We start from the raw sequence: 13762 nt of genomic DNA on the forward strand, positions 1-13762 counted from the left end.
GTCAGCGAAGGGGCGTGGGAGTCGGGGCGCTATCCGGTTTTGCCAGGCGCATCTCCGACAACACGCGCCGGGCATTGGCAGCGCAATCCATATCCTGCGGTTTGGCTTCGATCTGCTGCATGAGCTCAACCAGTTGGGCCTTGCTTTGCGCGAGCTGTAGCTGCAGCGCCTCGATGTCCTGCACCTTGCGCCGCAGCGTGTCGAGCAGGGAGCCATGCTCCCAGTTGGCCAGATCGCTGGGCAGCAGCGTACGCAGCTCGTCCAGACTGAAGCCGGCAGCTTGCCCGACCTTGATCAGCTTGAGTACCAATACAGCGTCATCAGGATAGCTGCGGTAACCGTTGGCCTGGCGCTCGACCGCCTTCAGCAGGCCGATACGTTCGTAGAAGCGAATGCGCGAGCGCGCCAGACCGGTGCGCTCTGCCAGTTCTCCAATCTTCATGTCGAGATACTCCGAGTAGCATGTCGCTTGACACTAAACCTTGCTTGAAGGTTAATCTTTTGGCCATCACAGCACAGGGGTGGAGCACATGCAAACGATATTGGGCGCGAACGGCCAGATCGCTACGGAGCTGGCGCGGGAGCTACAGCGCAACTACACCAGGGATGTACGGCTGGTAAGTCGCAATCCGCGCAAGGTCAACGATACCGATACCCTGGTATCCGCCGATCTTCTCAACCCGACGCAGACCCTGGATGCGGTCAAGGGCAGCAGCATCGTCTACTTCACCGCCGGGCTGCCGCCGGACACCAGGCTGTGGGAAGCGCAGTTTCCCACGATGCTGAAGAACGCCCTGGATGCATGCCGTGCGGCGGGGGCCAGCTTTGCCTATTTCGATAACACCTACATGTATCCGCAGGATGCGCGGTTGCTGACCGAGGAAACACCCTTTGCCCCGGTGGGTCGCAAGGGCAAAGTGCGTGCCGCCATGGCCTCCATGGTGCTTGAAGAGATGGCGCGGGGAGAGATCCCCGTGCTCATTGGCCGGGCGCCCGAGTTCTACGGCCCGGGCAAGACGCAGAGCTTCACCAACGCGCTGGTCATCGAGAAACTCCAGGCCGGCAAGACGCCGCGCGTGCCGGTACGCGACGATACGCGCCGCACACTCATCTGGACACCCGATGCGAGCCGGGCGCTGGCAGCCCTGGGCAATGCACCCGATGCGTTCGGCCAGACCTGGCACCTGCCGTGCTGCGACGACCGGCCAACGTACAGGGAGTTCGTCGCGATGGCCAGCCAGGTCTTCGAACGGGAACCGTCCCATAGCGTCATCAGCAAGTGGGCGCTGACCGCAGTCGGGCTTTTCTCGAAGCCGGTGCGCGAGATCAGGGAACTGCTGCCCCGCTACGAACAGGACAACCTGTTCGATTCCACGAAATTCAAGCGCCGCTTCCCCGAGTTCCAGGTGACCACCTATCGAGAGGGTCTGGAGCTGATCCGCCGGGCTGGCGGGGGCAGATCATCATGATGCTGCCCCGGGAAGACCTAGCTGATCTGCAGCGGCCCTGAACCAGGCAACCGCCCTACCAGATCAGCGCCTACCAGCCTGGCCGGCGTGTACGCGCCGCCGGCGGGTCGGGTGGTCATCAGATGTTCCACCACGGCCAGCGAGCCGGTTACTGTCAGGCTGTAGCCATTATCGGTACGGATGCGCGCGGTCTTCTTCTCCCCTCGTGCATTGATCGCCTCGCCCCAGACGAAAGTGGGCATCTGCGCGCGTTTCTCTTCGCTGGGCCCGCGCACTGTTTTGGCGATGCGCGCCTTGATCAGCTTCTGCACCCACGCCAGTCCGAGGATCGGCCGGACATAGTTGGCGCGTCGGGCGCTGGCGATCATGCGCGGTGATCCCGGAATGAACACCTGAATGTTTGGAATACCCGTGGTGTGGTAAGCGGTGGATACGTCACCCCAGGGGATCGTCATCGCCTGCTTCTCGCCGTCACCGAAGTCGATGGAGCGAACCTCCCAGGCCAGCGGTACGGTGATGATCCTGCCGTCACGACGCACCTTGCCCCCTTGTGCCAGGCCCTCGACAGAGGTCTTGGCGGTGCCGGGGGAGAAACCCGAGCGCGAATCGAAGCCCAGCGCAAGGTGCGTCGCATCCGGCAGCGCCTGTTTCAGCGCAGCGGCAACGCAATCGGTGGGAATGACGTCGAAACCCACGCCAGGACAGAGTACGACACCCACGTCCTGCGCCCGGGCATTGAGCGATTGGGCCAGTTCAAACACCGCGATCTCGCCGGTGATATCCAGATAATGCGCGCGGGCCCGCAGACAGGCCTCCATCATCGGCGCAGCCGTCGCCGAGAACGGGCCGGCGCAGTTGAGTACCAGCGCATGGCCTTCAATCTGCCCGGTCAGGGCTGCCACGTCATCGAGATCGAAAGCACGGGCTTCCAGTCCCAGGGTAGCTGCCAGCGCCTCGACACTGTCACGCCTGCGGCCCGCCAGCACTGGCTTGAGCTCGCGCCGTGCCGCTTCACGGGCGATCAGTTCGCCGGTATAGCCGTTGGCGCCATAGATCATCCACTGCATGGCGGTGGGGTCAGCATTGCGTTCACTCATTGCATTACTCCTGGTATCAGCCTTACGGCTGCTGAGGTCATTCATCGGACCTTTCCCGAACCTATGGCTGTGTCATTTCCCGGTAGCGCTCGCAAGGGGCTTGGGCGCATACAATGCTGCCTGGAAGTCGGGCACGTACTCGTACTTGACCATCCTCCCCAGATCCAGCGACTCGATGAAGCGCGACAGGCTGCCGTCGGTCAGTGTCAGTTTCACATCATCCGCGCTGGAGCTACTGCCGTGGCGCAACTGGCGGGAGGTGGTGTAGCCGGTAGTCAGCTGCCCTTGCTGGTCGATATTCGTGAAGCTGTTCGTCACCAGCGCCTCCTTGCTGGATGAAACGTCGAGCTTCTGCGTCTCCAGCGTCACGCCCAGCTTCCCGGTTTCGCTGTCGAAAATGTTGACGATCACGTTGCTCTCGCCCTCGCGATAGTCGATGCGCGTCAGCCACTTGGGCAGGTTGTAGCCAACCACGCCACGTACCTCGGCCAGTTCGGTATCGACCGGCAGCTTCAGCACGTAGCCCCAGAAGTCATCGGCAAACGACTGGCCCATCAGGGAGAACGGTCCCCAATTGGACGAACCGGGCTTGTTGGTCACCACCGACAGGCCGATCTCGTTATAGCTGTCGTTGTCGCAATAGTGGTAGGCATAGGCGGTCAGCGCGACAACGCCCCTGCCCGGCCATATCTGCAGGGGCTGCACCTGCTCCAGCACCCCGGGCGGCATCAGCTCGCGCAGCCGCGCCAGGTCGGCGGTGAAGATCGCCGTCACCCGGCTGTTTTCGTAATAGAAGTTCGGCGAATAGCTTGCAAAACCCATATCGACCTTTTCCTTGGTGATGCCTCTGAACCAGCTGAGATCGGTATCAGGCGACTCCGCGGCGATGACGGAAAGCGGCGGATTGGAACGGAAGCGGTCATACAGCCCGCCCTTCACGACGGGTACATCATGGTCACCGATCTGGATCATGGTGGTGTCGGCGGCCTGCACGAATGTGGCAGCGGCCAGCAGGCAGGCGCCGAAGATGGGAGCAAGGGAAGTACTTTTCATGGTGTTGTCTCGGGTTGAATGACATCACCACGAAGCATAAGATTGAAGTTAACTTTAATGTCAATCCTCAGTATCGGCCCCCCATTCTTGCGCGGCATTTTTCAATGCGCGAGGAAACAAGCGGAACCGGTCCGGCAAAACCCTGTCACAAATTGTGTACTTGCTCTGAATATGACGCAATCAAGAGGGTTACGACATGAAGCAATGGATAATCGCGGCGTTCTGCATCACCGGTATGTTTGCCTTGGCCGGCTGTTCCAACGATCACCTTATCCGCACCAGCGACGGACAGATCATCGAGGCGGATGAAAAGCCGGAGATCGATGACGACACCGGCATGATCGAGTATGAGGACGAAAGCGGCCGCATGAACCAGATCCCTCAGGGTGACGTGCGCGAAATCAAGGAGCGTTGATCCCACCTGTCGCCTCCGCGCCCGCGGAGGCCGACTGCCCTATCCGGGCCCTACACAGCTTATTGCAGCAACGACACCCCGAACTTCATCGCCGTATCGGTGACCGTCTCCACCGGCTGAGCGTAACCGCTGGCCATCCAGTGCAAGGCGATATGAATCACCCCGCCCAGAATGCCCGCCTGCAACAGCTCGTCGAACTGCTGTCCCGGCCGGGCCAGCGCCCTGGTCATGTCATCGCTGCTGGCGCGCAGGGCGTCGGCAATGACCTGGTCCACCTGTGGACTGATGCCGCGGATATCGGTCAATAACAGCCGCGCCAGATTGGGCTCGTCCTTCAGGGTCTGGAAATAGCTGCTCAGCATCGCCCGGCTGCGTGACAGCCGATCATCGCCAGCCGCTTGCGCCGCAGCCATGTTGCGTTCACGTAGATACTGGGTCGCCTGCTGGTAACAGGCGATCAGCAGTGCGTCGCTATGCTCGAAGGATTCATAGAAGTAGCGCTGGGTCAGACCCGCCGCATCGCACACCTGCTTGACCCCGGAATGCCGATAGCCATGGCGACCATAGATCTGCGTTGCAGCATCGATCAGTTGCTGGCGCCGCAGAGCACGGCGCTCGTCCACGGCGGAGCCACGATAGCGTCGTTGAACGGTAGTTGCTGTATTCATGCGATGAATTCTGAAAATGACAATTGTCAAATTATATATGACAATTTAGATTGTCACTACCAGCCAACTTGCGGATAACGCCATGAGCAGACAACAAGAACAATTTCAACCAATGCCCCTGGATGTACTGATCATCGGTGCCGGCCTTTCCGGTATCGGCGCGGCGCGCGCCCTGACCGACCAGTGCCCGGACAAGCGCTATCTGATTCTCGAGCGACGCAACGCCATCGGCGGTACCTGGGACCTGTTCCGCTATCCTGGTATCCGCTCGGACTCGGATATGTACACCCTGAGCTACAGCTACAAGCCCTGGACCCAGCGCAAGGCCATCGCCGATGGCCCGGATATCAAGCGCTATATCGAGGACATCGCCGACGAATCCGGTATCACCCACAATATCCGCTTCCAGCGCAAGGTCACCCAGGCCAGCTGGTCGAGCCAGGACGCGCTGTGGACGGTGACCGCGCTGGCCACCGATGCACAGGGCAATGAACATGAGGAGCGCTTCCAGGCTCGACTGCTGTCGGTCTGCGCCGGCTACTACAGCTACGACGAGGGCTATCGCCCGGACTTCCCCAACGAGCAGGCATTCACCGGGCAGATCATTCACCCGCAATTCTGGCCGAGCGATCTGGACTACGCCGGTAAACACGTGGTGGTGATCGGCAGTGGCGCCACCGCCGTAACGCTGGTGCCGGCAATGGCCCGAACCGCCGCGCACGTCACCATGCTGCAGCGCTCGCCCAGCTATGTGGTGACCCGGCCGCTGGAAGATGGCATGGCCCAGCGGCTGCAGAAGTGGCTGCCGCTGTCCACGGCACATCGTCTGACCCGCTGGAAGAACGTGCTGGTCAGTGCCTTCTTCTACAGACTGGCGCGTAACAAACCCGAGATGTTCAAGGACAGGCTGTTGCAGATGGCCAGGACACAGATCGGCCCTGGCATCGACATGAAGCACTTCACGCCGTCCTACAAACCCTGGGATCAGCGGCTGTGCGCCGTGCCCAATGGCGACCTGTTCCATGATATTCGGGCCGGGCGCGCTTCGGTGGTGACCGATACCATAGAAGCCTTCACCGAGAACGGCCTGCGCCTGTCTTCGGGGCAGGAGCTGGAGGCCGATATCATCATCACCGCCACTGGCCTGAAGCTCAATGCCATGGGTGACGTCAAGGTCAGCGTCGACGGCGAGCCGGTGGTGTTCAGCGACTGCATGTCCTACAAGGGCATGATGCTCAGCGACATTCCCAACCTGATCCTGACCTTCGGCTATACCAATGCCTCCTGGACCCTCAAGGCCGAGCTGACTTCCAACTACACCTGTCGCCTGCTGCGGCATATGGATCGCAAGGGCTACCGCGTCGCCGTACCGCGCCGCGACCCGTCGGTAAAGACCGAACCCTTCCTCGACTTCACGTCCGGCTACGTGCAGCGTGCTGCGGATACACTGCCGAAACAGGGCGACCGCAGACCCTGGCAGGTGCACCAGAACTACCTGCAGGACAAGCTCACCATTGAATACGGCCGCGTCGATGACGGCGTGCTGCAGTTCCAATGACAGAAATAACAACAAAGGACCACAACAGATGCAAGTCAATGATTGTGTAGCGGTACTGACCGGCGCAGGCAGCGGCATCGGCCGCGCACTGGCGCTGGCCCTGGCCGACCGTGGCTGCCATCTGGCGCTGGCGGACCTGAATGCCCAGGCTCTGGCGGACACCGCTGCGCAGGCTCGCGCGCTGGGGGTGCGTGTCAGCGAACATCCGCTGGATGTCTCCAGCCGCGAGGCCGTGGCCGCCCTGCCTCAGGCCGTCATCACCGAGCACGGCCGGGTCGACCTGCTGATCAACAATGCCGGTGTCGCCCTGGGTGGCAGCTTCGAGCAGGTCTCGACCGACAATTTCGACTGGCTGATGTCGATCAACTTCGATGCGGTGGTGTGCATGTGCCGCGCCTTTCTACCCCTGCTGAAACAGCGCCCTGCCGCCCGCATCGTCAACGTTTCCAGCCTGTTCGGGTTGATCACCCCGGCCGGCCAGACCGCTTACTGTGCCAGCAAGTTCGCGGTACGCGGGTTTTCCAATGCACTGCGCCTGGAGCTGCAGGGGACCCCGGTTGGTGTCACCGTGGTGCATCCCGGCGGTGTGGCTACCTCGATCGCCACCAGCGCCCGCTCCTCGGACGCCATCAGTGACGAGCTGCGGCAGAAGAAACTGGCCCGGGCTCAGAGCATGCTGCGCATGCCTCCAGCCAGGGCGGCACAGATCATTCTCCGCGGCATCGAACGCGACAAGCCACGCGTGGTGGTCGGCAACGATGCCCGCCTACTCGCCTGGCTGGAGCGGCTGATGCCGGTCAGTTACTGGCGCCTGCTACCGGGCCTGATCGCCAGCAACGACTGAGACCAACCCTACGCACAAGGATTTCACCATGACCCAACTGCTCGGCATAGTGTTCATCGGCCTCGCGGCGATTGTCGCCGGACTGTATTTCTACACCCTGTTCCTGGCCAAGCGTGTCGAGGCCGGCATGCCCCCGGAGGGACGCTTCATCACCGTAATGGGCAATCGCCTGCACTACCTCGAGCAGGGCACCGGTCCGACCATCCTGCTGATCCACGGTCTCAGTGGCGTTGCCCAGCATTTCGGCTACAGTGTGATGGCACAACTGGCCAGGCATTATCATGTGATCGCCATCGACCGCCCCGGCAGCGGCTACTCGATACGCCACCCGCGTTCATCCGCATCAGTGGCAGTCCAGGCCGATATCGTCGCTGGACTGATCGACATACTGCGACTCGACAAGCCCCTGCTGGTCGGCCATTCGCTCGGCGGCGCGGTCGCCCTGGCCACCGCTCTGCGGCACCCGGACAAGCTATCCGGACTGGCGCTGGTCGCGCCCCTGACCCACCTGCCCGGCGAAGTGTCCCCGGCCTTCGCCGCGCTGACCATTCGCTGGCCGTGGCTGCGCAAACTGGTGGCCTGGACCCTGGCCACACCGCTGTCGATACGCAAGCGTGACAGGATACTGGACATTGTCTTCGGCCCGGAGCAGCCGCCCGCCGATTTTGGCCTGCGTGGCGGCGGCTTCCTCGGGCTGCGCCCCAGCCACTTCGTTGCCGCCTCCTCCGACCTGACCGCGCTGGAGCACGTGCTACCGCAGATGCAGCAGCAATATCATCAGCTGAACCTGCCGATTGCGGTGCTCTACGGCCGTGAAGACCGCATCCTCGACCCACAGCAGCAGGGCCAGGCGCTGGTCGATGCCGCACCAGGGACGACACTTGAACTGATCGATGGCGGACACATGCTGCCGCTGACCCAGCCGGAGACCACCGCCGAGTTCATCCAGCGCGCCATGCAACGTGTGCAGACCCAAGCCTGACCCGCATGGCACTTAGCCTCTCTCTCCACGTCGTCATCCTCTCTCTCCGCCTCGTCATCCTCGGCGAAGGCCGAGGATCCAGGGTGCCGGCTGGCCCGGGGTAGCCGGTGGATCCTTCGCCTTCGCGAAGGATGACGGGCTAAGTGATCAGTATTGTCCCTTGCCCCAACCACCCATCGCCAAAGCATCCGGCGAGACCGACCATCGTCTAAGCTCGGACAGCGTGTCCTCTGCTTCGCAAACTGCTATATAACAGGAGGCAACATGAGCTATATCGATGGGTTTGTCGTCCCGGTCCCGCGGGACCGACTGGATGATTATCTGAAACTGGCGCAACAGGCAGGAGCAATATGGAAAGAGTACGGCGCTCTCGAATACGTCGAAAGTCTCGCAGACGACGTGCCAGAAGGCGAACATACCTCCTTTTCCTTGAGCGTCAAATTGCAGCCTGGCGAGATCGTGGTGTTCTCATGGATCGTCTACGCCGGAAAAGAAGATAGGGACCGCATCCTCGCCCAGGTCATGGCCGACCCGCGCCTCAAGGCCGACCCGGAAAACATGCCCTTCGATGGCAAGCGCATGTTCTGGGGCGGCTTTCGCGAGGCCGTCCGTCTGTAAGCAGACCACTCAGGGAAATGAATGACCGGCGGCTCGCCGCAGCTATGGCGCAGCGCAGGGCCGCCGGCTAGAATACGCCACGTTTTTTCCGACACGCCGTGGCCCCTGATGACTGAAACCGCAACCCCCACCAAGAAGAACCCCAGTGTAGGGTTCGTATCCCTCGGCTGCCCGAAAGCGCTGGTCGATTCCGAACGCATTCTCACCCAGCTGCGCACCGAAGGCTATGACGTGGTGCCCAGCTACGAAGGTGCCGACGTGGTGGTGGTCAACACCTGCGGCTTCATCGACTCGGCCAAGGCCGAATCGCTGGATGCCATCGGCGAGGCGATCGCCGAGAATGGCCGGGTCATCGTCACCGGCTGCATGGGCGTCGAGGAAGGCACCATCCGCGATGTGCACCCCAGCGTGCTGGCGGTGACCGGTCCGCAGCAGTACGAGCAGGTGGTCAATGCGGTGCATGAGGTGGTACCTCCGAAGACCGATCACAATCCGCTGATCGATCTGGTACCGCCGCAGGGCATCAAGCTGACGCCGCGTCACTATGCCTACCTGAAGATTTCCGAGGGCTGCAACCACAGCTGCAGCTTCTGCATCATCCCGTCGATGCGCGGCAAGCTGGTCAGCCGTCCGGTCGGTGAGGTGCTCAGCGAAGCCGAGCGCCTGGTCAAGTCAGGCGTGCGGGAGCTGCTGGTCATCTCCCAGGACACCAGTGCCTATGGCGTGGACATCAAGTACCGCACCGGCTTCTGGAACGGCCGCCCGGTCAAGTCACGCATGACCGAGCTGTGCGAAGCGCTCAGCGAGCTGGGCGTCTGGGTACGCCTGCACTATGTCTACCCCTATCCGCACGTCGATGAACTGATCCCGCTGATGGCCGAGGGCAAGATCCTCCCTTACCTGGATATCCCCTTCCAGCACGCCAGCCCCAAGGTGCTCAAGGCGATGAAGCGTCCGGCCTTCGAAGACAAGACCCTGGCACGGATCAAGAGCTGGCGGGAAATCTGCCCGGAACTGACCATCCGCTCGACCTTCATCGTCGGCTTCCCCGGCGAGACCGAGGAGGACTTCCAGTACCTGCTCGACTGGCTCAGCGAAGCCCAGCTCGATCGCGTCGGCTGCTTCCAGTATTCTCCGGTGGACGGCGCCCCCGCCGAACAGCTGGGCCTGGAAGCGGTACCCGATGAGATCAAGCAGGACCGCTGGGAGCGCTTCATGGCCCACCAGCAGGCCATCTCCACCGCGCGCCTGCAGCTGAAGATCGGCAAGGTCATCCAGGTGGTCATCGATGAGGTCGACGAAGAAGGCCCGATTGCACGCTCCATGGCCGATGCGCCGGAGATCGACGGCAATGTCTATATCGACACCGACGAGCCGTTGAACCCGGGGGATATCGTCAGTGTGCGGGTGACGGCGGCTGATGAGTATGATCTGTGGGCGGAGCTGGTCTGACACCAGCCCGTCCCGCCTGGACAAACGATCAGCGCTTCGCCTGCCGCGTTCCGATTACCCGGCAGGGCTAGCGCATATCGAACAGTTCCTGATGGAAGTTGGCCGAGTCCAGCCCGCACTCGGTCAGCCCCTCACGCAGCGCTTTACCGAAACCGCTGGGGCCACAGAACCAGATTGAGGCCTCCTGCCATTGCGGCACCGCCTCGCGCAGTTGATCCGCCGTGAGGCGACCATCCCGCTCACTGAAGACTATGTGCAGCCGGACCCCGGCCTGCTCGGCCAGACGTGTGAGCCGCTCAATGAAGCCAGGGTCAGGTTCGGCGGTACTGTACCAGAGGTCGATCTCACGACCATCCGGCTGTACCGCCAGCGCCTGCAGGCGAGCCATGAAAGGGGTGATACCTATACCACCACCAATCCAGATCTGCCGCTGCTGCGGTCCGCCGAAATCGAAACAGCCATAGGGTCCCTCTACAATAGCCATCTGACCGACTCTCAGCACTTCTGGCAGGGTACGTGTGTAATCACCCAGTTCCTTGATATGGAAACACAGCTTGCCACGATGATCCCAGCATGAAGACAGGGTAAAGGGGTGGGCACCCTCCTTATGGTCGAAGGTAACAAAGGCGAATTGTCCAGCCTGATGCGGCATCCAGCGATCGCGAAGCTGAATGCCCACCTGGAGCACATGGTTGTCCCTGAAATACTCCAGCGCATCCACTATCCCGACCGCCCGCATCCGACGACCGATACCTCCCACCAGGGAAACCACCGCAGCGATGCTTCCACCCAGCATCAACAGCGCCATTACCATGCCCAGGGCGGTCGGCCACTGGGCCGGCTTCATCAGTACGATAGAGTGATAGACCAGGACCAGGTACACCAGAGCCAGCAGGCGGTGAGTCCGGAAGAAGTAGCGGTAAGGGAAATACCTGATCAGCGCCAGTAGAATCAGCACCACTGCCGCATAGAAGGCCCACTCCCCTACCTGCTCGGCAAACCCATGCTGCAAGTTGAACCACTCCACCAGCCAGGACTGGGGCGGCTTGGGCCCCTTGGATGGCTTGACCAGCATCCCCCAACCAACCAGCCATCTCGGCACCTCCACCCACAGCCAGTGGACGATAGAGAGTGCCAGCGCCGTCACCCCTAACCACTTGTGCAGCCGGTAGCTCTTGTCCAGCCCGCCGAGAAAGGGCTCCATCCGGGACGGACGCAACGCCAGCATCATGCCCACACTCATGGCCCCCATGGCCAGGACACCGGTGAAATTGATCATCGCGGAACGGAATGGAAAGAACTGCAGCGGCGTCTGCAACAGATTGCCTGTCAGCAGCCACAGCAGCACCAGAGCAGCGAATAACAGTACGTAGATAGTACGGATGTACTTCATTTGAAACTCCCCGGCACAAGCCACAGCGTGGCCGAAAATACCAGTACGACAGCAGTGTCATTGTAGTCGGATAGATACGATAGCGACTTGATAAGGAGCAAGGAGGAATGGATAAGCCAGAAAAGCCCGAGTTACCTGAGAGGTCACCACGGTAGAAATAACAAAGCCGCTCGAAAGCCAGGCCCAGCAACGCCTGCAGGGCGCCGCCACACTGATCCGTAAAGGCCATGCGCTGTCCAGCGCCCTGCAGAGCCAATCGCCCACCACACCGGTCTCGGTGCGCATGCTGCGCGCCGGCGAGCAAGCCGGCAACCTGGGCCTGATGATGGAACGCACCGCCGATTTCTACGACGAGGAAATCAGCCGCTGGATAGACTGGTTCGTACGGCTCTTCGAACCACTGCTGATGACCTTCATCGGATCGGGGTCATAGTGATATTGATGTACATCCCGATATTCGAGTTGGCGTCGAGTATTCAGTGATGAGGTCGTGAATTACAAGAAGCTATTGCCGAAGGGCGTCCATTGATGGAGACGCTTGAAAGGCAAACGCAGAACTAACCTATCGTATCCGCGCCAGGGTCTCGAGCAACTGGCGAAGATCCTCCATCTCCCAGGCCGGCCTGGGACTGCAGGTCAGGTAGACCAGGAAGGTCCGCCACAAACGCTCATCTGCACGCGGTCCCGGCCACGACTGGCAATCAACCGGGTTACCGCTCGGGTGCCCTCTGCCGCCGAGGTCTGCACCTGCAGGCGGAGTGGCGCTCCCCTCAGGGACTCTGCAAGCCGTCCAAGGGCCGCTTCGATCTGCTGTACGTCGTGGGCATAGTCCTGCACCGGCAGCCAGGTAAGATCGATGTCCACGGACAAGCGTGGCAGGTCATGCTCGAACAGGTTGATAGCCGTTCCGCCCTTGAGCGCGAAACCGGGCTCAAGGGCCAACAGTGGCAGGATTTCGACCAGCAACTTTACCCGGTCCGTGTAGCGTCTATCCCAGTTGCTCATCCAGATCCGCCGGCAAGGTGATGTGGTAGGTCGGGTGCAGGCGGCCACCGGGCACCAGAGAGCGTTTGCCTCGCCCGAGGTCGACACTCTCCAGGGAAACATGGGGCAGCCAGGCGTGGCCATGGCGCTGCGCCAGCGCCAGGAACAGGCGTTTGGCCTTGATGCTGCGGCAATGCTGCAGCAGCGCTTCTACTCGTTTAGGTCGCAGGTTGGCCATGCCCTGCATAAGGGCATCCGCCTCGTAGACCAAGGCAGCATCCGGCGGAGCATCGCACAGCTCCAGCATCGCCCGTTCCGGCGTGGCGAAGACCAGCCCATCGGCCTCACTGTCATGGGAAAGGCGCTCAAGCCCTCTTTCGCGCAGTGCATCATCCGTCGCCTCTGTGGAGAAATACAGCGGCGGGAAATCGAAGGGCCTCTTGCCACAACCGACGACGTGCTCCTTTAGTGGCAGCCTGCCCACCCACCCGGGGAGACGCCCCGGGCCATAGAGTGTTACGGTCGCCGAAGCCCCCAGGCGCAAGTAGTGTTCATGGCCCCGCCATGCCAAGGCGAAACGCCCTCCCACATGCAGTGGCAACCCTTCGCCAACCTGCAAGGCGCGCAGCACGCCCTGCCATGACAGGCGCCCCCCTTTGCGAAAGTAGACACCACGGGCAGGCGACTCCAGCCAACCGCTGGCTATATAGCGAGCGACCAGGTTGCTGGCATAACCGTGCTCACGCAGCCAACGACTGGTAACCAGCGTCGAGTCGCCAAGGCTTGCCAGCAGTCGGTTTATCTTTCCAGTGTTTTGATCACTCATGATGACTAAAATATAGCGTGCATAAACAGCATGCAAATATTATAAGTTTATAGAATGCAAAAATCAGTCACTTTAAGTGACTAAAAAAAGCGATGAGAAATCTTCTGTAGTGGTCTACTAATCCCGGACACCAACTTGAGCGGCACAATCGCCTGTGGCAAAAACATCGCCCTGGAAGGCCATCCGCATTCTCAACCTATGCGCCTGGAAGTGGCTGGACGAAGAGAAAAGACCCTGGCTCGACATGGTGGTCAAGCCGGTCATTGAGGGCCGGCGCTGACGATACTGAGGAGGAAGGCTGGATAAAAAGTCCCGCAAAAGTCCCTGAATCGAGTAGGAGGCGGCTTCACAGCCGCCGTCCTCTCACACCACCGTACGTACGGTTCCGTATACGGCGGTTCAG

The 13762-nt window shown here is 61.3% G+C and carries 15 protein-coding genes and 1 pseudogene; 9 read left to right on the forward strand and 7 right to left on the reverse strand.

All coding sequences use genetic code 11. From position 1 onward, the window contains the following. Position 1 precedes the first annotated feature (1 nt). On the reverse strand, positions 2-442 hold the full coding sequence (locus H6X51_RS17055) for a MerR family transcriptional regulator (protein WP_185268671.1): 441 nt from the start codon (positions 440-442) through the stop codon (positions 2-4). Positions 443-530: 88 nt separating this feature from the next. Between H6X51_RS17055 and H6X51_RS17060 the strand changes: the two genes are divergently transcribed. Continuing rightward, the gene (locus H6X51_RS17060) at positions 531-1469 is read left to right on the forward strand and encodes an SDR family oxidoreductase (RefSeq protein ID WP_185268672.1); all 939 of its coding nucleotides are present in this window, start codon (positions 531-533) and stop codon (positions 1467-1469) included. Between the two features lie 17 nt (positions 1470-1486). Here H6X51_RS17060 and H6X51_RS17065 read toward each other — a convergent pair whose 3' ends face one another. After that, a complete protein-coding gene (locus tag H6X51_RS17065) occupies positions 1487-2566 on the reverse strand; it encodes a saccharopine dehydrogenase family protein (protein WP_185268673.1) in 1080 nt (359 codons plus the stop codon). A 72-nt stretch (positions 2567-2638) separates the two neighbouring features. Further along, the gene (locus H6X51_RS17070) at positions 2639-3538 is read right to left on the reverse strand and encodes an acetoacetate decarboxylase (ADC) (RefSeq protein ID WP_185268685.1); all 900 of its coding nucleotides are present in this window, start codon (positions 3536-3538) and stop codon (positions 2639-2641) included. Between the two features lie 277 nt (positions 3539-3815). Here H6X51_RS17070 and H6X51_RS17075 point away from each other — a divergent pair, with 277 nt between their 5' ends. Continuing rightward, entirely contained in the window at positions 3816-4034 is a 219-nt protein-coding gene (locus H6X51_RS17075) for a YgdI/YgdR family lipoprotein (protein WP_185268674.1), read from the forward strand. Positions 4035-4093: 59 nt separating this feature from the next. Here the strand turns inward: H6X51_RS17075 and H6X51_RS17080 are convergent, their stop codons facing one another. After that, positions 4094-4702, reverse strand: coding sequence for a TetR/AcrR family transcriptional regulator (locus tag H6X51_RS17080; protein WP_185268675.1), 609 nt, complete (start codon positions 4700-4702; stop codon positions 4094-4096). Between the two features lie 82 nt (positions 4703-4784). On the opposite strand from H6X51_RS17080, the gene H6X51_RS17085 reads away from it, so the two are divergent. The 5 genes from H6X51_RS17085 to rimO all read left to right on the forward strand — a co-directional run bounded on the left by H6X51_RS17085 (position 4785) and on the right by rimO (position 10156). After that, the gene (locus H6X51_RS17085; RefSeq protein WP_407925985.1) at positions 4785-6260 is read left to right on the forward strand and encodes a flavin-containing monooxygenase; all 1476 of its coding nucleotides are present in this window, start codon (positions 4785-4787) and stop codon (positions 6258-6260) included. A gap of 28 nt (positions 6261-6288) precedes the next feature. Beyond that, the gene (locus H6X51_RS17090) at positions 6289-7104 is read left to right on the forward strand and encodes an SDR family NAD(P)-dependent oxidoreductase (protein ID WP_185268676.1); all 816 of its coding nucleotides are present in this window, start codon (positions 6289-6291) and stop codon (positions 7102-7104) included. A gap of 28 nt (positions 7105-7132) precedes the next feature. Then, a complete protein-coding gene (locus H6X51_RS17095; protein WP_185268677.1) occupies positions 7133-8086 on the forward strand; it encodes an alpha/beta fold hydrolase in 954 nt (317 codons plus the stop codon). Positions 8087-8350: 264 nt separating this feature from the next. Further along, positions 8351-8704 carry a DUF1428 domain-containing protein gene (locus tag H6X51_RS17100; RefSeq protein ID WP_185268678.1) on the forward strand — a complete coding sequence of 118 codons (354 nt, stop codon included), beginning with the start codon at positions 8351-8353 and terminating at the stop codon, positions 8702-8704. 108 nt (positions 8705-8812) lie between these two features. Further along, positions 8813-10156, forward strand: a complete 1344-nt coding sequence (gene rimO, locus H6X51_RS17105) for a 30S ribosomal protein S12 methylthiotransferase RimO (RefSeq protein WP_185268679.1) — start codon at positions 8813-8815, stop codon at positions 10154-10156. A 67-nt stretch (positions 10157-10223) separates the two neighbouring features. On the opposite strand, the gene H6X51_RS17110 is transcribed toward rimO, so the two are convergent. Further along, complete coding sequence (locus H6X51_RS17110; RefSeq protein ID WP_185268680.1) at positions 10224-11549, reverse strand: ferredoxin reductase family protein; 1326 nt, start codon at positions 11547-11549, stop codon at positions 10224-10226. 223 nt (positions 11550-11772) lie between these two features. Here H6X51_RS17110 and H6X51_RS17115 point away from each other — a divergent pair. Beyond that, positions 11773-12032: pseudogene (locus H6X51_RS17115) on the forward strand (type II secretion system F family protein); the annotation flags it as partial. A gap of 153 nt (positions 12033-12185) precedes the next feature. Here the strand turns inward: H6X51_RS17115 and H6X51_RS17120 are convergent. Together H6X51_RS17120 and H6X51_RS17125 are read right to left on the reverse strand one after the other, a co-directional pair. Beyond that, positions 12186-12554: a nucleotidyl transferase AbiEii/AbiGii toxin family protein gene (locus H6X51_RS17120; protein ID WP_221627401.1), complete on the reverse strand. Its 369-nt coding sequence runs from the start codon at positions 12552-12554 to the stop codon at positions 12186-12188. Further along, positions 12538-13359 (reverse strand): type IV toxin-antitoxin system AbiEi family antitoxin domain-containing protein, encoded by an 822-nt coding sequence (locus H6X51_RS17125; protein ID WP_185268681.1) that lies wholly within the window; start codon positions 13357-13359, stop codon positions 12538-12540. Before H6X51_RS17125 ends, H6X51_RS17120 begins: the two co-directional genes overlap by 17 nt. A gap of 154 nt (positions 13360-13513) precedes the next feature. Between H6X51_RS17125 and H6X51_RS20270 the strand changes: the two genes are divergently transcribed. After that, the gene (locus H6X51_RS20270; RefSeq protein ID WP_268898617.1) at positions 13514-13639 is read left to right on the forward strand and encodes a hypothetical protein; all 126 of its coding nucleotides are present in this window, start codon (positions 13514-13516) and stop codon (positions 13637-13639) included. Positions 13640-13762: the final 123 nt, after the last annotated feature.

Source organism: Halopseudomonas xiamenensis, from assembly GCF_014219065.1.
Lineage (GTDB): Bacteria > Pseudomonadota > Gammaproteobacteria > Pseudomonadales > Pseudomonadaceae > Halopseudomonas > Halopseudomonas xiamenensis.

What these genes read in the sequence shown, in the direction of transcription:
- H6X51_RS17125 (WP_185268681.1), bottom strand. Translation starts at nt 13,359, where the DNA reads ATGAGTGATCAAAACACTGGAAAGATAAACCGACTGCTGGCAAGCCTT.
- H6X51_RS17080 (WP_185268675.1), bottom strand. Translation starts at nt 4,702, where the DNA reads ATGAATACAGCAACTACCGTTCAACGACGCTATCGTGGCTCCGCCGTG.
- H6X51_RS17085 (WP_407925985.1), top strand. Translation starts at nt 4,785, where the DNA reads ATGAGCAGACAACAAGAACAATTTCAACCAATGCCCCTGGATGTACTG.
- H6X51_RS17070 (WP_185268685.1), bottom strand. Translation starts at nt 3,538, where the DNA reads ATGATCCAGATCGGTGACCATGATGTACCCGTCGTGAAGGGCGGGCTG.
- H6X51_RS17100 (WP_185268678.1), top strand. Translation starts at nt 8,351, where the DNA reads ATGAGCTATATCGATGGGTTTGTCGTCCCGGTCCCGCGGGACCGACTG.
- H6X51_RS17060 (WP_185268672.1), top strand. Translation starts at nt 531, where the DNA reads ATGCAAACGATATTGGGCGCGAACGGCCAGATCGCTACGGAGCTGGCG.
- H6X51_RS17090 (WP_185268676.1), top strand. Translation starts at nt 6,289, where the DNA reads ATGCAAGTCAATGATTGTGTAGCGGTACTGACCGGCGCAGGCAGCGGC.
- H6X51_RS17120 (WP_221627401.1), bottom strand. Translation starts at nt 12,554, where the DNA reads ATGAGCAACTGGGATAGACGCTACACGGACCGGGTAAAGTTGCTGGTC.
- rimO (WP_185268679.1), top strand. Translation starts at nt 8,813, where the DNA reads ATGACTGAAACCGCAACCCCCACCAAGAAGAACCCCAGTGTAGGGTTC.
- H6X51_RS17095 (WP_185268677.1), top strand. Translation starts at nt 7,133, where the DNA reads ATGACCCAACTGCTCGGCATAGTGTTCATCGGCCTCGCGGCGATTGTC.
- H6X51_RS17055 (WP_185268671.1), bottom strand. Translation starts at nt 442, where the DNA reads ATGAAGATTGGAGAACTGGCAGAGCGCACCGGTCTGGCGCGCTCGCGC.
- H6X51_RS17110 (WP_185268680.1), bottom strand. Translation starts at nt 11,549, where the DNA reads ATGAAGTACATCCGTACTATCTACGTACTGTTATTCGCTGCTCTGGTG.
- H6X51_RS17075 (WP_185268674.1), top strand. Translation starts at nt 3,816, where the DNA reads ATGAAGCAATGGATAATCGCGGCGTTCTGCATCACCGGTATGTTTGCC.
- H6X51_RS17065 (WP_185268673.1), bottom strand. Translation starts at nt 2,566, where the DNA reads ATGAGTGAACGCAATGCTGACCCCACCGCCATGCAGTGGATGATCTAT.